The organism is Acidobacteriota bacterium (assembly GCA_016712445.1).
Classification (GTDB): Bacteria; Pseudomonadota; Alphaproteobacteria; order Caulobacterales; family Hyphomonadaceae; genus Hyphomonas.
In genome coordinates this window covers 216,618-236,980 of sequence record JADJRB010000002.1, presented here as the reverse complement: position 1 = coordinate 236,980, position 20,363 = coordinate 216,618, and the positions used below count along the sequence as shown (strand labels likewise).

20 protein-coding genes are annotated in these 20,363 nt (G+C 63.1%); 8 read left to right on the top strand and 12 right to left on the bottom strand.

The features are described 5' to 3' along the window. Window positions 1–13 precede the first annotated feature (13 nt). The 3 genes from rlmJ (at window position 14) to IPK75_14080 (ending at window position 2,460) form a co-directional block, all read left to right on the top strand. Complete coding sequence (gene rlmJ / locus IPK75_14090; protein ID MBK8199480.1) at window positions 14–799, top strand: 23S rRNA (adenine(2030)-N(6))-methyltransferase RlmJ; 786 nt, start codon at window positions 14–16, stop codon at window positions 797–799. A gap of 81 nt (window positions 800–880) precedes the next feature. Further along, the gene (locus IPK75_14085; protein MBK8199479.1) at window positions 881–1,090 is read left to right on the top strand and encodes a hypothetical protein; all 210 of its coding nucleotides are present in this window, start codon (window positions 881–883) and stop codon (window positions 1,088–1,090) included. Window positions 1,091–1,197: 107 nt separating this feature from the next. Then, on the top strand, window positions 1,198–2,460 hold the full coding sequence (locus IPK75_14080) for a glycosyltransferase (protein ID MBK8199478.1): 1,263 nt from the start codon (window positions 1,198–1,200) through the stop codon (window positions 2,458–2,460). A gap of 52 nt (window positions 2,461–2,512) precedes the next feature. Here IPK75_14080 and IPK75_14075 read toward each other — a convergent pair whose 3' ends face one another. From IPK75_14075 to IPK75_14065, 3 genes are all read right to left on the bottom strand, one after another. Then, a complete protein-coding gene (locus IPK75_14075; protein ID MBK8199477.1) occupies window positions 2,513–3,667 on the bottom strand; it encodes an acyl-CoA dehydrogenase family protein in 1,155 nt (384 codons plus the stop codon). A 24-nt stretch (window positions 3,668–3,691) separates the two neighbouring features. After that, on the bottom strand, window positions 3,692–4,885 hold the full coding sequence (locus IPK75_14070) for an acyl-CoA dehydrogenase family protein (GenBank protein MBK8199476.1): 1,194 nt from the start codon (window positions 4,883–4,885) through the stop codon (window positions 3,692–3,694). 115 nt (window positions 4,886–5,000) lie between these two features. Next, window positions 5,001–6,002 carry a nicotinate-nucleotide--dimethylbenzimidazole phosphoribosyltransferase gene (locus tag IPK75_14065; protein MBK8199475.1) on the bottom strand — a complete coding sequence of 334 codons (1,002 nt, stop codon included), beginning with the start codon at window positions 6,000–6,002 and terminating at the stop codon, window positions 5,001–5,003. Between the two features lie 134 nt (window positions 6,003–6,136). Between IPK75_14065 and IPK75_14060 the strand changes: the two genes are divergently transcribed. Further along, on the top strand, window positions 6,137–6,331 hold the full coding sequence (locus IPK75_14060) for a DUF1289 domain-containing protein (GenBank protein MBK8199474.1): 195 nt from the start codon (window positions 6,137–6,139) through the stop codon (window positions 6,329–6,331). A gap of 3 nt (window positions 6,332–6,334) precedes the next feature. Then, window positions 6,335–6,865, top strand: a complete 531-nt coding sequence (locus IPK75_14055; protein ID MBK8199473.1) for a TIGR02281 family clan AA aspartic protease — start codon at window positions 6,335–6,337, stop codon at window positions 6,863–6,865. Here the strand turns inward: IPK75_14055 and pyk are convergent. Beyond that, complete coding sequence (gene pyk / locus IPK75_14050; GenBank protein MBK8199472.1) at window positions 6,852–8,291, bottom strand: pyruvate kinase; 1,440 nt, start codon at window positions 8,289–8,291, stop codon at window positions 6,852–6,854. The genes IPK75_14055 and pyk overlap by 14 nt on opposite strands. 125 nt (window positions 8,292–8,416) lie before the next feature. On the opposite strand from pyk, the gene IPK75_14045 reads away from it, so the two are divergent. Further along, the gene (locus tag IPK75_14045) at window positions 8,417–9,241 is read left to right on the top strand and encodes a hypothetical protein (protein MBK8199471.1); all 825 of its coding nucleotides are present in this window, start codon (window positions 8,417–8,419) and stop codon (window positions 9,239–9,241) included. Here the strand turns inward: IPK75_14045 and IPK75_14040 are convergent. Genes IPK75_14040 through IPK75_14015 form a run of 6 tightly spaced genes read right to left on the bottom strand, consistent with a single transcriptional unit; the run spans window position 9,238 to window position 15,637 of the window. Beyond that, window positions 9,238–9,621 carry a VOC family protein gene (locus tag IPK75_14040; GenBank protein MBK8199470.1) on the bottom strand — a complete coding sequence of 128 codons (384 nt, stop codon included), beginning with the start codon at window positions 9,619–9,621 and terminating at the stop codon, window positions 9,238–9,240. The two genes, IPK75_14045 and IPK75_14040, sit on opposite strands and share 4 nt — an antisense overlap. Beyond that, on the bottom strand, window positions 9,621–12,260 hold the full coding sequence (metH, locus tag IPK75_14035) for a methionine synthase (GenBank protein MBK8199469.1): 2,640 nt from the start codon (window positions 12,258–12,260) through the stop codon (window positions 9,621–9,623). The genes IPK75_14040 and metH overlap by 1 nt, the downstream gene beginning before the upstream one ends. Beyond that, window positions 12,257–12,685, bottom strand: coding sequence for a gamma-glutamylcyclotransferase (locus IPK75_14030; protein ID MBK8199468.1), 429 nt, complete (start codon window positions 12,683–12,685; stop codon window positions 12,257–12,259). Before IPK75_14030 ends, metH begins: the two co-directional genes overlap by 4 nt. Further along, window positions 12,682–13,749 carry a homocysteine S-methyltransferase family protein gene (locus IPK75_14025; GenBank protein ID MBK8199467.1) on the bottom strand — a complete coding sequence of 356 codons (1,068 nt, stop codon included), beginning with the start codon at window positions 13,747–13,749 and terminating at the stop codon, window positions 12,682–12,684. Before IPK75_14025 ends, IPK75_14030 begins: the two co-directional genes overlap by 4 nt. 2 nt (window positions 13,750–13,751) lie before the next feature. Beyond that, window positions 13,752–14,666, bottom strand: coding sequence for a methylenetetrahydrofolate reductase [NAD(P)H] (metF, locus tag IPK75_14020; GenBank protein ID MBK8199466.1), 915 nt, complete (start codon window positions 14,664–14,666; stop codon window positions 13,752–13,754). Then, complete coding sequence (locus tag IPK75_14015; GenBank protein ID MBK8199465.1) at window positions 14,663–15,637, bottom strand: metalloregulator ArsR/SmtB family transcription factor; 975 nt, start codon at window positions 15,635–15,637, stop codon at window positions 14,663–14,665. Before IPK75_14015 ends, metF begins: the two co-directional genes overlap by 4 nt. A gap of 180 nt (window positions 15,638–15,817) precedes the next feature. On the opposite strand from IPK75_14015, the gene IPK75_14010 reads away from it, so the two are divergent. Continuing rightward, the gene (locus IPK75_14010; protein ID MBK8199464.1) at window positions 15,818–16,570 is read left to right on the top strand and encodes a VacJ family lipoprotein; all 753 of its coding nucleotides are present in this window, start codon (window positions 15,818–15,820) and stop codon (window positions 16,568–16,570) included. Between the two features lie 73 nt (window positions 16,571–16,643). Further along, window positions 16,644–17,228, top strand: coding sequence for an ABC transporter substrate-binding protein (locus IPK75_14005; GenBank protein ID MBK8199463.1), 585 nt, complete (start codon window positions 16,644–16,646; stop codon window positions 17,226–17,228). 64 nt (window positions 17,229–17,292) lie between these two features. Here the strand turns inward: IPK75_14005 and IPK75_14000 are convergent, their stop codons facing one another. Together IPK75_14000 and IPK75_13995 are read right to left on the bottom strand one after the other, a co-directional pair. Next, entirely contained in the window at window positions 17,293–18,522 is a 1,230-nt protein-coding gene (locus tag IPK75_14000; protein ID MBK8199462.1) for a citrate transporter, read from the bottom strand. 217 nt (window positions 18,523–18,739) lie between these two features. Beyond that, window positions 18,740–20,359, bottom strand: a complete 1,620-nt coding sequence (locus IPK75_13995) for an AbgT family transporter (GenBank protein ID MBK8199461.1) — start codon at window positions 20,357–20,359, stop codon at window positions 18,740–18,742. Window positions 20,360–20,363: the final 4 nt, after the last annotated feature.

The following is a 20,363-nucleotide window of genomic DNA, read 5'->3' as shown; positions in this document are numbered from 1 at the left end:
GTCCGGTCCGGCAATGCTGTCCTACCAGCACGGCTTTCATGCGGGCAACCGCGCGGACGTGCTGAAGCACGCCGTACTGGACCTTGTCCTGCGCGACGCGGCCAAGAGGCCGCGTCCGCTGCTCTACGTGGAGACGCACTCCGGGCGCGGACGGTACGACCTGACCGGCGCCCAGGCCACCAAGGGGGGGGAGGCCGATGCCGGCATCCGTGCCCTGTTGAAGGGCAAGGCGCCGGACGGATTCGGTGACTGGCTCGATCTCGTCCGCTCACGGACGGAAAAGGACTATCCGGGTTCGCCTGCTGTCGCGCTCGCGCGTCTTCCCGCCTCGGCGCGCCTGGTCCTGTTCGAACGCCACCCTGCCGAGTTCAAGGCACTGACCGAAAATGTCGGCGCGGACCCGCGCGTGATGATCCGGGAGGCGGATGGGTATGCCGGCGCGCTGAAGCTGGCGCCGCGCGGGCATGAACAGATCATCGTTTTCTCCGACCCGAGCTATGAAACGCGCCGCGACATCGAAGCGCTCGCATTGTGGACACCGAAGGCGCTGAAGCGCTGGCCAACCGGAATGATCCTCCTGTGGCTGCCCTTGTTCCGGGACGGCCGCGAGGCGGAGTTCGGCGACCATCTGGCGGATCTCGGCGCCAACCTGATTACCGGCGCGCGTTGGCCCGTGGCGCCCGCCGAAACGAGCTCGCTGGAAGGCACAGCCATCGTCGGCTTCCGGGTGCCGGATGCGATTGCCCGGAAGTCCGAGGCAATGGCCCGCGACCTCGAAACGCTCTGGGCAAAGGGCTGAACGCCCCACGATTTCACAACCTTTCGGGATATGGCACTCAAATGCCATTTACTTAAAGGGGAATTTGTGTAGTTTTCTATTATGAATTGCATTTTCGACATAACAGGTGAACGCACGCGGCTGGATAACCGCGACGTGTCGGCAGCTTTTCATCTCGCCGTGATCGATGAAGCGCTGAAACTCATCGCTGCGCATGTGGCCAGCAGCGAAGGCGATGCGGCCCCCGAACTGCGTGAAGCCTGCGAAGAGGCGAGAGAGTCGATCGCCGAATTGCGCGCACGCGCAGCCTGAACTTCGCCCCTGACGCGAATATACGGACGCCAATTCGCTTTCAGGGCTTGTCCTGCTGGCCACGGACTTGCATTGCCGGACGCGTCCTCCAACTGCCGCGCTGGTTCATGTCCGATTCCCCCTCTTCTGCCGCCTCAACGCGCCCCGTGATGGACCTGCTGGTGCAGCGCCAACTCGACAATATGTCGACCGGCAATGGCGCGTATCTCGAGACGTTCATGCGCATGGTGAAGCGGGCCGGCATGGATATCCGGATCGTATTCGCCCCCTACCAGTCGTTCGGAAACCGTCCTTGGGCGAGCGTGCATCCGCGCTTGTCCTCGCTCGCCAGGGAGATCGTCTGGCCACGCGCTCTGAAGATCGGCAACCGATATTGGTCGCTCTCGCCCCGGATCTACGCGCGATTTGCCGTGCGACTGGTCAAGGAGGCGGCGCGCCGCCTGGGTGCAAACATCGTCATTCCAAGCTACCTCGGAAAGGAGATCAGTCGGGACGAAGCCGAGATCGTGGCTCGGACCTGCGATGCGCAACCAGCGGCCATCACGCTAGCGGAATACAGCTCGATGGGGCCCGCCCTGAAGCGGTTGAAATCTAGGACGCTGCACGCCTGCCTGATGCATGACCTCCTGTCCGACCGCGCCGAGCGCTTCCGCGAAGGCGGCCAGGTGATCGACTTCGACGAGACCAGCCTCGAGACCGAAATCGACTGGCTATCGAGCTGCGACCTGATCTTCTACGCTTCGGCCAACGAACTTGCGAAAGTGAAGCTGCACCTGCCATCGGTGCAAATGGCCTGGGTGCCGCCGGATGCGCCGGACTATCAGCCGACGGAGGACACGGGAAAGCCTCGGCTCGTCTTCATTGGCACCGTGCATGGCGGCAACACGGAAGCGATCAATCATTTCCTCGACGATATCTGGCCGGTCCTGACTGCCAAGGCGCCGGACCTTGAACTCCAGATCGCGGGCTCGATCGGCCGCACGCTGACGCCTGCGCGCGCCGCGCTCCCGAACGTCAAGGTGCTCGGCCGGGTGGAGTCGCTCGAGAGCCTCGGCGGCGCCAACGCCATCGGGATCGCCCCGACACGCTTTGCCACGGGGGTCAGCATCAAGGTCGCGGAATACCTGCTCCTCGGAATGCCGACGATTGCCTACCCTCTTGCGCTTGAAGGGTTCGGTGACGTGCTGGACGACTTGGTCATTGTCGCAAATGGCCCGGCCGCGCTGGAAGCCGAGATACTTGACCTTGTAAACAATGCGGCGCGCCGCGTAGAGCTTTCCCGCAATGCCCGTGCCCGCGCACGCAGCCGACTCTCACACGACACAGCCATTGCTCTGATCCAGAGCGCGCTCGCAGACGGCGCAAAATAAAAGCGGGGCCGGATCGCTCCAGCCCCGCCCTAAACAGATTGCCGGCTAAGCCTTATTCGGCCGCGACGGCCACTTCAGCAGCAGAAAGATCCGTGTACCGCTTGAGGTGGTGGTCGACGTTACCGAATTCGGAGTCGATGATCGTCAGGCGTTTGAAATAGTGGCCGATGGCGAGCTCGTCCGTCATGCCCATGCCGCCGTGGATCTGGATGGCGTTCTGGCCGACGAAACGGCCGGCCTGCCCGATCCGGACCTTGGCAGCCGATGCCGCCTTCTTCCGCGTCACGTCGTCTTCGTCCAGTTTCAGCGTGGCCATGTAGGTCATCGAAACCGACTGTTCGGCCTCCATGAACATGTCGACCATCTTGTGCTGCAGGACCTGGAACTTGCCGATGGCAGTGCCGAACTGTTTGCGCGTCCGCGAATATTCGACCGTCATGGCCTGCGCCACTTTCATGGCACCGCAAGCTTCGGCGCAGAGGGCTGCGATTGCTTCATCGGTCACGCGCTCGATCAGCGGCAGGCCGTTGCCCGCATCGCCGATCACGGCGTCGGCACCGACCGAGACGTTGTCGAAATGCACTTCGGAAGCGCGGCGGCCATCGACCGTCGGATAGTCGCGCGTGGTGACGCCCTTGGCATCCTTCGGCACGATGAACACGCCGATGCCCTTGGTATCGCGGCGACCGCCGGCCGTCCGTGCCGTGACGATCAGGTGGCTCGCCCAGGGGGCGCCCACGACCACCGCCTTGTGGCCGGAGATCTTGTAGCCGGCGCCGTCTTTCTTGGCGGTCGTCTCGAGATCGGCGAGATTGTAGCGGCCTTTCGGCTCGGCGTAAGCGAATGCGAATACGCGCTCGCCGGCAATCAGCGGGGCCAGGTGCTCAGACTTCTGAGCGTCGGTGCCGCGCTTCAGGAAGCCGCCGGCGCAAACGACCGTCTGCACGAAGGGCTCGACCACGAGTCCCTTGCCGAACTCCTCCATCACGACCATCGCGTCGATCGGACCGCCGCCGAGGCCGCCATCGGCTTCGCTGAACGGGGCAGCAAGCAGGCCCAGTTCGGCGAACTGCGCCCACATCTTCGGACGCCAGCCTTCTTTCGAGGCGACCACCTTGCGGTGGGTGTCAAAGTCATACTGGTCCTTGATCAGCCGTGCGAGGCTGTCGCGGATCATCGTCTGTTCTTCAGTGAAATTGAAATCCATGTGAGTCCTCCCAGTCCGCGCGCCTTAGAGGCCGAGGATCATCTTTGTAATGATGTTGCGCTGAATTTCGTTCGATCCGCCATAGATCGAAGTCTTGCGCATGTTGAAGTAGGTGTCGGCGGCAAAGTTCGCATACTCTGGTCCGACGTTGAAATCGTTGATGCCGTGGCCATCCATGCCGCGGGCATAGGGTGCGCCGTAGTTGCCGACGGCTTCCAGGGTCAACTCTGTCAGGCGTTGCTGGATCTCGGTGCCCTTCACTTTCAGGATCGAGCTTTCGGGGCCGGGGCCCTTGCCGGCTGCTTCCGATGCCAGCGTGCGCAGTTCGGTGAACTCAAGCGCCGTCAGGTCGATCTCGAGCTGGCTGATCTTGCGGGCGAAGTCGCCGTTGGTGATCAGCGGTTCGCCGTCGATGACTTCGCTTGACGCGATGTCGCGCAACCGTTCGATGCCCCGCTTGGAACGCGCCACGCCGGCGATGCCGGACCGTTCGTGCGCCAGCAGGAATTTCGCGTAGGTCCAGCCTTCGTTTTCCTTGCCGATCAGGTTGGTGACCGGAACGCGCACGTCGGTCAGCCAGGTCTCGTTCACTTCATGCGTGCCGTCGATCAGCTTGATCGGGCGCACTTCGATACCGGGCGTCTTCATGTCTACGAGGATGAAGCTGATGCCCTCCTGCGATTTCGCGGTCGGATCGGTGCGGCAGAGGAAGAAGCCCCAGTCGGCGTGTTGCGCCAGCGTGGTCCAGGTCTTCTGGCCGTTGATCACATAATGGTCGCCGTCGCGCACGGCCGTCGTCTTGACGCTGGCGAGGTCAGACCCTGCGCCCGGCTCGGAATAACCCTGGCACCACCAGACGTCGCCCGACAGGATGCCCGGAAGGTGTTTCGCCTTCTGCTCCTCGTTGCCGAACGTGTAGATGACCGGTCCGACCATCGAGACCGAGAACGGCAGCGGCATGATCGTGTCCATGCGCGCGTTTTCTTCGGACCAGATGTAACGCTGCGTGGAGGTCCAGCCGGTGCCGCCGTATTTTTTCGGCCAGGCGGGCGCTGACCAACCCTTCTTGCCGAGGATCTTGTGCCAGGCGAGGAATTGTTCGCGCGTCAGGTCTTCGCGGGTTCCGGTGCCGGCCAGTTCACGCGGATAGTTGTCGCGGATGAAGGCGCGCACTTCGTCGCGGAAGGCAGTCTCTTCAGGCGTAAAGTCTAGATTCATGGCCGATATTCCTCCGGAGTCTCTGTGGGCCTCTTGGCCCCTCTATGTCAGTCAAAAGTGCGCGCTGGCAAGGTGACGTGCACGTAAACGTAAAGAATGCCGCACTGCCCCTGCGTCATGCGGAAGCCGGCTTGGCAATGAAGGGCGCGCAGGCGGTCTTGAGCAGCCCGATTGCGGTTGCCGATCCCAGCCCGCCGCCAGTCTGGAATTGCAGTTGCAGCAGTGGCGACAGACCTATCCGCTCGAGCGACGCTTCATGGGCGGGGCGCTGGGTGATGTGGGAGGCGAGGCAATGGCTCACCGCAGACGGCATCACCGCATGCACAACGCCCGCCGCGATGGTCGTAGCAAAGCCGTCCAGCACGACAGGGATGCTCTGGTGACGGGCCGCGATGATGGCGCCCACACACGCGGCGAGTTCGCGGCCGCCGAGGCAGCGAAGTGCTTCCAGAGGGTCAGACAGATGGCCTCTGTGCAGGCGGAGCGCGTCGCTGACCAGCGAGCTGCGCTTGCCCGACAGGGAGGCCTCCGTCTGCGCACTTGGCCGGACCCAGTAGTCCGGCGAGCCGCCATACAGTGCACACGCCACCGCAGCGGCCGCCGTGCCGACGCCGGCGCCCGAAACGGCGATCGCCAGAAGGTCAGGTTTGTCCTCGACGGCTTCGAATCCGTAGGCGATCGTTGCCGCGCACTCGCGCTCGGTCATCGCCGCTTCCTTGGCGATGCTCGGCGTCGGCCGGTCGAGCGCCAGCTCGAACACACGCACGTTGGCACCTGCCTGGGTCGCGATTGCCGAGAGCGGAGCGCGGCCTTGGGTCAGCGCATCGATGTGGGCGCGCGTGTCGGAATTGCTCGACAAAGAGACGCCGGCATCGACGATCCCGTGAGACCCCGCGAATATGGCAAGCGTCGGCTTTTCGATCCGCGGCGGGAAACGACGCTGCCAGCGCGCCAGCCATTCGGCCGCCTCGCCCAGCTTTCCGAAATCCCCTTCCCGGCCCATGCCGAGCAGGGCCGCCCGGACCTTGTCGCCGGACGCGACGTCCGGCTCGATCGGCTTCAGAATCAGTTCGCGCACATCGGCCAGCGGCGATTTCTGGGTAGCAGGATCACTCAAGGCTGGATTCTCCCTGCGCAAATGCCGTGCGCAGACGTTAAGGTATCAAACAATCCGGGGTCTGTCCGGCAAGGATTTGTTACGCCGTGTATGCAATACTTGCCGGAATCCCCTATCCGGTATTTGCTATAGACATGCCCATTGCGCCGATAAAGACCCCTTGCATCAAGGTTTGCGCCGTAGACGGCCAGACGGGCTTCTGCCTCGGCTGTGGACGGACCCTGCCGGAGATCGGCCGGTGGAGCCAGATGAGCGCTGAAGGCCGTGACGATGTCATCGCCCGCCTGCCCGCGCGCATCAGCCAGCTGGAAACGCTGGGGAAACGCTGAGCGATGGCCTTGCGCAACCTGTTCTTCGTCATGATAGCCGCCGTCGCCATTGCGATGGGCATCGCCTTTTATATTGCGCCCAAATTCAAGGAGCAGGCTGCGGCAACGGATCCTGCGCCGGCGACGGTTGCCGTCGCCACGCCGCAACCGTCAGCCCTTCCTGGCGCCAGCGCCGCCTTCATCGACCGCGAGGCGGATGGCCATTTCTGGACGCGCGCAGATGTCAGCGGCACGCAGGTCAAGTTCATGGTCGATACCGGCGCCAGCATCGTGGCGCTGACTTATTTCGACGCCCAGCGCCTCGGCCTGAAGCCGGAGGAGCTCGACTTCGACTCGGAGATCCGGACGGCAGGCGGCGTCACCTATGGTGCACCGGTCACCCTCGCCAGCATCCGCATCGGGCGGGTCAAGGTGGAGAATGTCGACGCGGTGATCCTTCGCACCGAACTCGAGCAATCTCTGCTCGGCATGACCTTCCTCGGCGAACTCAATTCCTACGAGGTCCGCCAGGGGCAGATGATCATACGCCAGTGATCGGCTTGCCATCGAGGCCCTTGCCGACCCCGATTTCCCACGCGAAACGCATGTCGTCGCCAGCCCATCGCGCGTAGGCGACCCGGCCTTCAAGACCGGACGCCTTCATTAGCGCGCGGTACCAGTTCTCCACACCGGCATCCAGAAGGTGTGGATGCACACCCCACAGGAGGCAGGCCTGGCGAACGCGCGCCTCCTCGATTGAACCGTAGAGGATCGGCGTGGCGCCGCGCACCCGGGAAAATCGTGCCAGCCGCTCGAATGCCCCGGTCCGCAAGGCCAGCGCAGTCGCACCTTCGGCTTCGGCCATGCCGAGCGAGGTTTGCGCAACGACATCAATGGCGGTCTGAGCGGTTTCGTCCCCGTCGAACTGCATCATGGACCGGCGATAGTCTTCGGCGTTCTCCGTGGCCCGGATGATGCGCGACATGATCGCCACCGCAGTCGCGGGGTGGCGCCCGACCGCCGTCTCCGCCGACAGCATGACTGCATCGGCGCCCTGGTAGATGGCGGTGGCGACGTCTGAAGCTTCCGCCCTCGTCGGCGCCGAATTCTCGATCATCGATTCGAGCATCTGTGTCGCCACGATCACCGGCCGGCCGGCCGCGCGTGCTGCGCGGATGATGCGGCGCTGGATCACCGGCACCTCTTCGGGCGGATATTCGACCCCGAGATCGCCGCGCGCCACCATGACCCCGTCAGACGCGTGGATGATCTCGCGAAGCTCGCCCAGCGCCGCAGGCTTTTCCAGTTTCGCGATCAGCGGTGCGCGACCGTTGATGATCGCCTTGGTCATCGCGATGTCCGACACCGACTGGACGAAGGACAGGGCCACGAGGTCGACACCGATCGAGAGGGCAAACTCCAGGTCGGCCTTGTCCTTGTCGGTCAGCGCCTTCACCGGAAGCGCCTTGCCGCGCACCGTGAACCCCTTCTTGTCCGAAATCTTGCCGGGCACGTCGGCGCGCACCTTCGCGTTCTTGCCAGCCTTCGTGACCGTGAAGATCAGCTTGCCATCATCGACGAGGATCGTGTCACCCGCCTCCAGCTGGCCTAGAATTGCCGCATGCGGCACAGGAATGGTTCCAGTGTCCGCAGTCTCGTCCGCCGCTACCAGAGCGTATTCGGTGTTCCACGCGACTTTCATTTCCCCGCCCGGAAACTTGCCGACGCGCACCTTGGGTCCCTGCAGGTCTGCCAATGCCGCGAGCGGCCGGCCTACGAGCGCTTCCACCTTGCGTACCGTGTCCAGCGTGGCGCGGTGGTCTTCGTGGCTGCCGTGCGAGAAATTCAGCCGGAAGACATCGGCGCCTGCTTCGGCGAGCGCGCGGATTTCCTTGAGCGAGCGGCTGCGTGGGCCGAGGGTCGCCACGATCTTTGCGTTTTCGCCGCGCAGGCGGGGTGTCGGCATGGATGACTCCGTCATGACAAGGCTGTCATCGCGGGCTTATAGCGACTCGCCACCCGCTCGCTAGAGGTGGTTTTTTTCCTGCCAGCCGCATCCACACGCCTCGCCCGGTGCATCTTGCGTTTGAACAGGGAGCTTCCAGCATGAATCACCATCTAGCCGCCTTTGCCCTCTTGCTCTTGTCCGGCTGCGCCGCGGTTCCGGTCGCGCCTGAACGGGGTGACACCGTCGAGGTCATGGTTCTGGGCACCTGGCACATGGGCAATCCCGGCGCGGACATCGTGAACATCCGGTCGGATGATGTGCTTGCACCGGCGCGGCAAGCGGAACTCGCCGAGCTGAGCGCACGCCTCGCAGCGTTCCAGCCGACTGCGATCATGGTCGAAACCGAGAGTCCGCGCGCCGACCTGCTGGACACCGGCTATCTGGATTATTCGCCCGCGACGTTGTCCGAGGTGCGCGACGAGACTGTGCAGGTCGCTTACAGGCTGGCCGGCGAACTCGGCCTGACGCGTGTCTATGGCGTGGACACGCGCAGCGGCGAGATCGATTTCTTTCCGTTCGACAAGGTGCAGGAATTCGAGGCCGCGAACGGCCTCGATATTACAGGACCGATGATCGCGCAGGTGCAGGCGTCTGTCGCCGAATTCAATGCGTCGCAGGCGACCCATACGATCTCCGAACTATACGCTCTCGAAAATGATCCAGCGAAACTCGCGCGCGAGCATGCTGACTTCTATTATGGCCTGTTCGCGCTCGGCGACGCTGCATCCCAGCCGGGCGCCCAGCTCAATTATGGCTGGTATGCGCGTAATGCCGTAACCTTCAACAAGATCGCCGCCGTCTCCAAACCCGGCGACCGGGTGATCATCCTGTTCGGCTCGGGGCACGCCTATTGGCTGCGCCACTTTGCCGAAACCGCGCCAGGATTCACGCTGGTCGAGCCCGCAGCCTATCTCACAGACTAGGCTGGCTGCAGCAGGTCCCAGAGGTTTCCAAAAGCATCGCGGAAGACCGCCACCTTGCCGTATGGCTCGCTCCGCGGGGGCTGCGTGAAAACAACTCCTGCCGCGCTGAACGCGGCGTGGTCACGGTCAAAATCATCCGTCTCGAGAAAAAAGGCGACCCGCCCGCCAGCCTGGTTCCCGATCACCGCCATCTGGTCCGGACCAACCGCGCGCGCCAGCAGGAGACGTGCGCCCCCGCCTGCCGGCTCCACGACCACCCAACGCTTGCCCCCGCCGAGCGGGGTGTCTTCGACGAGGCGAAAGCCGAGCGTCTTCACGAAGAAATCAATACCCGCCTGATAGTCCGGCACCACGAAGGTCACGAGACCAAGCCGCTGCATCAGGCGTCAGCCAGCACGAACGGGTCATAGTTGAGCACCGGCGCCAGCCAGCGCTCCGCCGTCTTGATGTCCCACCCCTTGCGCCGTGCGTAGTCCTCGACCTGGTCGCGTTCGATCCGGCCCAACGCGAAATAGATCGCGTCGGGATGAGCAAGGTATAGTCCGGACACGGAGGCTGCCGGCGTCATGGCGAAACTGGACGTCAAGGAAACGCCAATCAGGCGTTCAGCGTCGAGCAGCCGGAACAGCGTCTCCTTCTCCGTATGCTCCGGCTGCGAGGGATAGCCCGGCGCAGGCCGAATGCCGCGATACGATTCGCTGATCAACTCGTCGATCGTCAACGCCTCGCCGGGAGTATAACCCCACAACTCCTTCCGGACGCGCTCGTGCATGTATTCCGCCATCGCTTCCGCAAAACGATCTGCGAGCGCCTTGACCATGATCGAGGAATAATCGTCGCCCGCCGCGCGGAACCGCTCAGCGACCGCATCTGCCTCCGGACCTGCGGTGACGCAGAAGCCGCCAATCCAGTCATCGCCTTCAGGCGAGACGAAGTCTGACAGGGCATAGTTGGCGCGGCCATTGTCCTTCACCATCTGCTGGCGCAGCGTGAAGAAGGTGTCGCCCGTCTCGAGCCGGATGTCGTCGCCGGCGGCGCGCGCGCCCCAGAAGCCGATCACGGCCTTCGGGTTGAACCAGGCTTCACCCACCAGCTGCTGCATCATCGCTTCGGTATCGCGCCACAGGCCGCGCGCCGCTTCGCCAACAACCGCGTCTTCGAGAATCTGCGGATATTTCCCTGCAAGGTCCCAGGCGGAGAAATACGGCGTCCAGTCGATGTAACGTGCCAGCGTCGCCAGATCGATGCCGGTGAATGCCCGCGTGCCGGTGAAGGATGGCCTGGGCGTCGCATAGCTCGCCCAGTCCGGCCTGAACGCGGCCTTGCGAGCCTCCGCCAACGAGAGACGCGGCTTGGGCGGACCATCCTTGCGCGCTTCGCGCATCCGTTCGTAACGGGCTTTGGTCTGGGTCACGAGCGCCGGCTTTTCGCCGGCGTTGAGCAGGGTCGAAACGACCCCGACCGCGCGGCTCGCATCCGCGACATGGATGACCGGCGCGGTGCGGATGACCGGGTCTATCTTCACAGCGGTGTGCGCCGGACTGGTCGTCGCGCCGCCGATCAGCAGCGGCTGCGTCATGCCGCGCCGCTGCATCTCGCTTGCCACATAAACCATCTCGTCGAGGCTGGGTGTGATCAGCCCCGACAGGCCGATCACATCCACGCCCTCCTTGATGGCGGTATCCAGAATGCGGTCGGCCGGCACCATGACGCCGAGATCGATTATCTTGTAGCCGTTGCAGGCCAATACCACGCCGACAATGTTCTTGCCGATGTCGTGCACGTCGCCCTTCACGGTCGCCATCAGGACTTTGCCGTTGGAAGCATCGACCGTGCCGAGGCGCTGCTTCTCTTCTTCCATGAATGGCTCGAGCCAGGCGACCGCCTGTTTCATCACCCGCGCCGACTTGACGACCTGCGGCAGGAACATCTTGCCCGAACCGAACAGGTCACCCACGACATTCATGCCATCCATAAGCGGGCCTTCGATCACATGCAGGGGACGCTCCGAAGCGAGGCGGGCTTCCTCCGTATCCTGATCGATGAACTCGGTGATGCCGTGGATCAGCGCATACTCAAGCCGCTTGCTGACGCTCGCCCGTCGCCAGGACAGGTCCTTTTCTGCGCTCTTTCCCTTCTGGCCTTTCAGGCCTTCGGCGATCTCGATCAGCCGCTCAGTCGCATCCGCCCGCCGGTTGAGGATGACGTCTTCCACCCGCGTGCGCAGCTCGGGCTCGATATCGTCATAGATGTCGAGCTGGCCGGCATTCACGATACCCATGTCCATGCCGGCCGGGATCGCGTGATACAGGAATACCGAATGCATCGCGCGGCGCACGGGCTCGTTGCCGCGGAAGCTGAAGGACACGTTCGAAAGCCCACCGGAAATGTGGCAGCCCGGGCACGTCTGACGGATCACCCGCGCGGCCTCGATGAAGTCGACGGCGTAGTTGTTGTGCTCTTCGATTCCGGTCGCTACCGCAAAGATGTTCGGATCAAAGATGATGTCTTCCGCAGGGAAACCCACCTGCTCCGTCAGGATGCGAAAGGCGCGCTGGCATATCTCGATCTTGCGGCTGGCCGTGTCCGCCTGCCCCACCTCGTCAAACGCCATGACCACGACGGCGGCACCATATGACAGGCAGGTCCTCGCCTGCTCGATGAACTTGTCCTCGCCTTCCTTCATGGAGATCGAGTTGACGATACACTTGCCCTGCAAGCATTTCAGGCCGGCCTCGATGACATCCCATTTCGAGGAGTCGATCATCACCGGCACGCGCGCGATATCCGGCTCGGCCGCAATCAGGTTCAGGAATGTCGTCATCGCGGCCGCGCCGTCGAGCATGCCTTCGTCCATGTTGACGTCGATGACCTGCGCGCCACTCTCGACTTGCTGGCGAGCCACGACGACGGCATCGGCAAACCGCCCGTCGGTGATCATCTTCCGGAATACCGCCGAGCCGGTGACGTTCGTCCGCTCACCGATGTTCACAAACGCCTGGGAAGCCGCTTTGCTCATTTTCTCGTCTTTCCCGCATCAAGCGGCCAGTTTCCGTCCGGCACGCGAGGCAGCCCCTCGACCGGACGATTATACCAATAGATCCACGCCTGCTCGCCAGTAGGCGCGCCGGCATCATCAAACAGCCCGACCCGCACCCGCACATAGAGCGACGTTGCCGGGTCATCGGTCACATCCTCGAACGCGTCCATCGCGGGGACAATGCCCGCATCACGCACCTGCCAGCGCACGCCGTGGCACAATCCATCGCCTTCCACCACGCCCGGAAAGCCGCCAAGGTCGTACATCGCTCCTTTGAAGTGGCAGGGCGCGCCGAACGTGCCGGCACCGGCCAGGTCCAGAGCAGCCGGTGCGCCGGCGACGCCCTGTTTCAGCAGTCCGTAGAAGACAAACAGGTCGCCGGGCGAAACATCGCCACGTGTCACGATCCCACCTCGAAGGGTTCCAGACCGGCAAGGCGCATGGCGTGTTTCGGCGGCGCGGGGTCACGCGGCTTCACGCCTTTGGCCGCGCGCGCGATGGCGGCGATGTGTTCCGGCGTCGTACCGCAGCAGCCACCGAGAATGTTGACGATGCCGTCCTTTGCCCAGCCGCCGAGCTCACCAGACGTCTGTTCCGGCGTCTCGTCATATTGACCCATCTCGTTCGGCAGCCCGGCGTTGGGATAAGCCGCAACCAGCGTATCGGCGACGCGCGACAGGTCCGCGATGTGCGGGCGCATGAGGTCGGCGCCGAGCGCGCAGTTGAAGCCGATGGCGAACGGCTTCGCGTGGCGGACCGAGTTCCAGAACGCTTCGACCGTCTGGCCGGACAGCGTGCGGCCGGACCGGTCGGTGATCGTTCCGGAAATCCAGATCGGCAGGTTTTCCATGCCTTCCGACTCAAGATCCATGATCGCCTTGATCGCGGCCTTGCAGTTGAGCGTGTCGGTGATCGTCTCGATCAGGTAGAGGTCGCAGCCACCCTCGTTCAGCGCCAGCACCTGCTGGCGGTAGGCTTCATACACCTGGTCGAAGGTTACCGAACGCGCGCCGGGATTGTTCACATCCGACGACATCGACAGCATCTTGTTGAGCGGTCCGATCGACCCCGCAAGGAAGCGAGGCTTGTGTGGCTCGCGCGCAGTCCAGGCATCAGCGGCGGCGCGGCCGAGACGTGCGCCTGCAAGATTGATGTCTCGCACATCGCCGGCGCCCAAGTGGTAGTCTTCCTGCGCAATCGTCGTGGCGCTGAACGTGTTGGTCTCGGAAATGTCCGCACCCGCACCATAATAGGCGTTGTGCAGTTCGGTCACGATATCTGGCCGCGTGATGCAGAGGATGTCATTGTTCCCCTTCATCTGACCGGCATGAGCCTTGAAACGGTCGCCCCGGAAATCTTCTTCCGCAAGGCCCTTGCGCTGGATCATCACACCCCAGGACCCGTCGAGGATCAGGATGCGCTCCTTCGCGGCGGCCTTCAGCGCAGCAATTCTCTCCTGCCGGTTCATGTCTATGCCGCCTTTGCGGATTGAGGTTTCAGGCCAAGCAGGCGGCAGGTCGACAGTGCCAGACTTGCGCGGTTCAGCGTGTAGAAATGGAAGTCGCGTACGCCGCGGTCGTGCAGCTTGTGACAAAGTTCTGCCGCAACGGTCGCCGTCACCATGTCACGCGTCTCGTCATCCTCATCGAGGCCGTCATAGAGCCGGTCCAACCAGCTGGGGATGGAGGTCTTCACCATCGCCGCCATCTTCTTCAGTCCCCGGAAGTTCGGCTGCAGCATGATGCCCGGCACGATCGGCAGCGTCACGCCGCCCTCGCGCGCCTTTTCGAGGAAGTTGAAGTAGATGTCGGGCTCGAAGAAGAATTGCGTGATTGCCCGGTCAGCCCCGGCATCCTGCTTCGACTTGAGGAACGCCACCTCGGCATCCCAGCCCCGGCTTTCGGGGTGCAGTTCCGGATAACACGAGACCGAGATCTCGAAGCACTTGCCAAGTTCGGGCCGGTGCGCCCTCAGGCCACGGATCAAGGCAACGGAATCGACAAACCCTCCGGGATGAGGCTCGTACCGTGCGCCCATGCCGGCCGGCGGATCGCCGCGCAGCGCCACGATGTGTTTCACGCCGGCCTGCCAGTACTCTTCAGCCACGGCCAGCACTTCTGCCTTCGTCGCCCCGACGCAAGTCAGGTGCGCCGCCGGACGCAGCGTGGTCTCCGTAACAATGCGGCGCACCGTATCGTGCGTGCGCTCCCGCGTGGAGCCGCCTGCACCATAGGTCACCGAGACAAAATCCGGCGCCATGGGCTCAAGCCGCTTGATCGTGTCCCAAAGCCGTTCGGACATGCCTTCGGACTTCGGCGGGAAAAATTCGAAAGAGACGCGCACAGGTTCGCGCGCGCGGTCAGTCTGGGTCAATGTGCCGATCATGCGGCCCTCGCTTTGGACAGTGCAGGCTTGCTCGCCCGCCAGATGTTTACAGTCAGACCCGGCGCGCCGGGTGTAGGGGGATCGAAAGAACGAGGCGCTTCCAGCTTCAGGCCGGCTTGCGCGGCCCATTCTGCGAGCGCGTCGTGGCGAACGCCGAGGCGCCGGTGCCCGTGGTCTGCCCGCAGGAATTCAAGATCGTGAGGCGCAAAGTCGATCACCAGCAACCTGCCGCCCGGCATCAGCACGCGGGCCGCCTCGCCGATCGCATCGCCTGGCGTATCGAGATAGTGCAACACCTGGTGCACGATCACGAGGTCAGCCGAAGCGTCATCGAACGGCGCGGCCGTCACGTCGCCGAACCGGACGCGGCTGTTGCTGACGCCGGCGCGCTCCAGGTTGGCCCGCGCCACGGTCAGCATGCGATGGCTGAAGTCGATACCCTCTGATTCGGCAGCGAGGCCCGAGAACAGCATGAGCATGCGCCCGGTTCCCGTTCCGAAATCGACGACGCGGCGATACGGCCCCGGACCCGCAAGGTCGAGCAGCGTGTCTTCGATGGCTTCGTTTGGAAAATGCAAGGCGCGAAGGGAATCCCAGTTCTCGGCGATGCTAGAGAAATAAGCTTCTGCTGATGCCGCGCGCGCGAGAATCACTTCGTGCAGCTTGTCTCGGTCCGCCTGGAATTCCGGCGCATCATGGCTCGTATGCGAGAACAGCTGGTCGAGGAATTGCCGGCCGACGCCGCCCCGCGCTGCGCGGTAAAAGACGAAGGCCCCCTCAGGCAGACGCTCTGCAAGCCCTGCTTCTGACAGACTTTTAAGGTGATGGGACAGCCGAGGCTGGCTTTGCCCCAGCACTTGCACCAATTCGCCCACAGAAAGGTCGTTTTCCCGCAGCAAGGCAAGGAGGCGCAACCGTGTCGGTTCGCCCGCCGCCTTCAGTTTCTCAAGGAGATCATCGAAGCTCGTCATTTCCAAGCATATAAACATTCATTTATATGCTTCGCAACCTGCTTAACGCCGCAGGTGTTGTCAGACATTCTCAACAGTGTTGCGCAAATGATACGGCAGGCCCGTCACCTGCCCCTCCCACCCGTTGAACGGCTTGTACCGCCACTCCATCTAGCAGCTGAAATTGCAGGAATTCCTCCCATGAAATTGTCCGCCAGCGCCGCCTTCGCCTCGCTCGTCCTAACTGCCTGCGCCACTGCGGCACCGGCGACCGGCGACATCGCTGACCCGTACGAGGGGTTCAACCGTCAGATGTTCGCCTTCAACAATGGCGTCGACAAATACGCGCTGGGACCAGCTGCAAGCGTCTATGAAACGGTTACGCCGGCCTTTGTGCGGGACCGGTTCACAGATTTCCTCAGAAACCTGCGAAGCCCTGTGATCCTCGCGAACGATGTGCTGCAGGCTGAGCCGTCGCGGGCGGGCACAACCGTCGCACGCTTCGGAATCAACACGACGGTCGGCCTCCTTGGCATCTGGGACGCTGCCGATCATTTCGGCGTCGAGCGTCATTCAGAAGATTTCGGCCAGACCCTTGCCGTCTGGGGCGTAGATAGCGGCCCGTTCCTGGTCCTCCCCCTCCTCGGCCCGACGACCCCGCGCGACCTGGTCGGCACCGGCGTGGACGCTGCCATCAACCCGCTGAACTACGTCCAGTATGACAATGACAAGGATTCCGACGTCGCAATCCGCGCCGGGTTGGGCGTCATAGGCGCGCTAAACGCACGCGTCAGACTTGATGACCAAATCGACACTTTGAATGCCCAACCGGAACCCTACATCGCTCTGCGGCGTATTTATTCATCTCAGCGTCAGGCTGAGATCGCTAATGGCAGGGTCAATGAAGACACGGCCTACGACGATCTCCCAGATTTTGACGAATTTGAGCAGTAGTTAGCGGTCGCGCCGAAACAGGAGTTATCTCGTGAAACATCTCGTCCGGTCCATCCTTGCAGCTTCGGCCTTGATGGCCAGCGCAGCGCCCGCCTTTGCGGATGCGCGCACCGAGGCCTACGTGCAGAAGAACGCCAGCGAAGTCCTGCAATCGCTGAACAACCCGAAACTATCGGCCACCGAGCGGACGGCAGCGTTCAGTTCCTACATGGACAAGTTCACCGATCTCGATGCGGTGTCGAACTTCGTCATCGGCAAATACAGCCGGCGGTTTTCGGATGCCGAACTTGCGAATTATCGCAAGGCTTTCCGGGAGTACGCGTTGACCGTCTACGAAGTGCAGCTCGACAGCTATCGCGGCGAAGCCGTGGTGGTGAAGAACTCGGTTGATCGCTCCGATACCGACTCGATCGTCAACACGGTGATCAAGCGCCAGGACGGCAAGGACATGGACGTCCGGTGGCGCGTTCAGGGTACGGAGGGCAACTACCAGGTGGTGGATGTGGCCCTGAACCTTGATGGCAACCTGATCTGGCTCGCCATTGAACAGCGTGCGCAGTTCATTGCCTTGCTCGACAACTCAAACGGCTCGTCCGAAAAGCTGATCAAGAAGATCAATTCGATGACCGCTGACATGAAATCAAAGGCCCGCAGCTAACAGCTGGCCCAAAAATTCAAGGCCCGCCCCGGTCGATCTGGGGCGGGCCTTTTCTTTTTGGCGGTCAGTGGTGCGGGGCGTGGGGATGCCAGCCGAGTAGCAAGATCATCGCCATGAATCCGAGCACGTATGCGAGGATCACGAACCAACCCTGCGTAATCCAGGTCCAGACCGACTTGGCTTCGGGGAATATGTTCGAGATCGCCACACCGGCGGACGAACCAAACCACATCATCGATCCACCAAACCCGACCGCAAAGGCGAGAACGCCCCAGTCATAGCCGCCCTGCGCGAGGGCCAGTGCCGTGAGCGGAATGTTGTCGAACACCGCCGACACGAAGCCGAGTCCCATTGAAGTCGGCCAGCTAGCAGGTGGCAGGCTTTCGACTGGCATCAGCGACGCGGACATCACCAGGCAGAGCAGGAACAAGGTGCCTTTCAGGGACGAGCCCACGATCCCCCAGTCAGGCCGGCGCAGGAGCGACGTGACGACGATCGCACCCCAGACGCCAATGCCGATGACCGGCAGCTGGTCCAGCATGGCGGGGAAATAGAGGTTGGCCGCCACGTTCGATCCGATGGCCGTGAGCAGGATCGCGACGACAACGAACACCCGGCCCCAGTCCACCGTGATGCCTTCGGTCGCTGCCTTCTGAATCGGATGGAACTTCTGCTGGGCAAGCGAGGCCGGAACCGAAATCACGACCAGGGCGACAAGCGACGCTACGTAGGCATGCAGCACGTCCAGCGGATTGACGCCGTCGATCCAGATCATGGTCGTCGTCGTGTCGCCGACGACGGAGCCGGCACCGCCGGCATTCGACGCTGCAACCAGCGCCGCGATATAACCGACATGAACCTTGCCGTGGAACACGTGCTTGGCAACGATGCCGCCGATCATGGCGGCTGCAATATTGTCGAGGAAGCTGGACAGCACGAACACCAATACCAGCAACACCACGCCGCCAAGCCAGTTGTCCGGCAGGATGGCGGGGATCTTTTCCGGCACGTTCGAGGTTTCGAAGTGGCGCGACAGGACTGCGAAGCCAAGCAGCAGCAGGAAGACGTTGGCGATCACCACCCATTCATGCTCGACATGCGCCGTGAAACCGCCGAGCCCGGCGCCGTGCTTGAAGCCGACCACCAGGGATTTCCAGGCGAGGATGGCCGTCAGGCCCGTGACGGCAACGGTGAAGGCGCGGTGAGGGAAGATCGCTACGCCGAGCAGCGTCAGCGCAAACAGGATGAAGTCCACGGGCACCGGGCCGATTGCGACGGGGACGGTTCCCGCCAACGGTCCGGACGCTCCTTCGGCCAAAGCCGGTAGTCCGATTGCCAACGCACCTGCTGCCAATACAACAGCACGCACCAGAAAGCTGCCCGCACGCGATGGTGCCGACGCCAAACCCGAGTTCATGGAAATGCCCCTCCTAGGACCGAACGCGCAAATCTATTGCGCCGCTCCGATCGGGTTGCAATCCATCAGATGCGGTTGCGGCAACGGCGCGCAGTCAGGGGGACGCCAGCCCGTCCAGCCTGTAGCCGACCGGGGCGCCGGGGCCCAGATCGATGCCAAAGTAGAACCAGGCCACGGTCAGGGCGATGCCCGAAACGAGCAGCCAGACCGAGTAGGGCAACATCAGCGCCGTCAGGCTTCCAAGGCCAAAGTCCGCCTTCCAGCGCTGGGCAAAGATCAGGATCAGCGGAAAATAGACCATCAAGGGCGTAATGATGTTGGTGGCACCGTCGCCCACACGGTAGACCGCAGTCGCGCCTTCCGGGCTGACGCCAAGCAGCATCAGCATGGGCACGAGCACCGGCGCCAGCAGCGCCCATTTGGCGCTCGCCGAGCCAACAAACAGGTTCAGGAACCCTGTGAACAGCACGATCAATCCCAGCACGACCGGCAACGGCAAGCCGCTCGACTCGATGGCGCCCGCGCCGTGAACCGCGCCGATCAGCCCAAGATTTGACCAGCCGAACATCGCGACGAAGTGCGCTGCCGCGAAGGCTAGCACCAGATAATAGCCCATGTCCTTCATCGCTTCGGCCATCATTGCCACCAGATCGCGGTGGTTCTTGATCGAGCCGGCAGCCGCGCCATACGCCCAGCCCGCGAGCAGGAACAGCAGGAAGAATGCCGCTACCAGGGACTGGTAGAGCGGCGCGAGGTTGGTGTGTACCGAGCAGTCACCGGCCGCCATCGGCGCCGGAAGGCAGGCGTCTTCGTTGATCAGCGGCGTGCCCGGGCCGAAGGTCATGAACAGCCAGAGCCCGATCACGGCGAGCGCAGCCAGACCTGCCCGGCCGAGCCCCTTGCGCTGGGCGGCTTCGAGCGGGCGGTCCTCGTCGCCGAAGTCCTTCGCCTGCTCGGGCGTCGGCATCCACTTGCCGAGACGGGGCTCGATGATCCTGTCGGTCACGAACCAGATGATCGGCAGGTAGATGAACAGCAGTACACTGATGAAAAACCAGTTGCCGGCAATATTGACGTGCAGTCCGTCCACCAGGCCCGAATTGTCGACCGCCTGCTGGGTAATTCCGAACAGCAGGGCATCCAGCTGGCCGGGAGTCACGTTGGCAGAGAAGCCTCCCGACACGCCCGCGAACGCAGCCGCGATGCCGGCGATCGGATGGCGTCCTGCCGCCGCGTAGAGAATACCGGCCAGCGGTATCAGCACCACGTAGCCGGCGTCAGAAGCATGATTGGAGAGCATGGCGATCAACGCCACTACCGGCGTGAGAAAGGCCGTCGGCGCGCCGCGCACGGCGGCCCGCATCCCGCTGGCGAACAGGCCCGACCGTTCCGCGACACCCGCCCCCAGCATCACCACCAGGACATAACCCAGCGGATGGAAATGCGTGAACGTCTTGGGCATGTCGACCCAGAGGCGCTGCAGGTTCTCGGGCGAAAGGAGGCTTGCCGCCGCGATGATCAAGGGCGAGCCATCTTCGTTGAGCTGGGTCGGGTGTACGGCCGAGACCCCGGCGAGGGCACAGGCGACAGAGATCAGGATGAGTGCAAGGATAAGGTAGAAGAAAAGGAAGACCGGATCCGGCAATTTGTTGCCAACTCTCTCGACAATCCCGAGAAATCCTTTTTGCGCGCCCGTCGCTGGTGCATCAGTCATATGC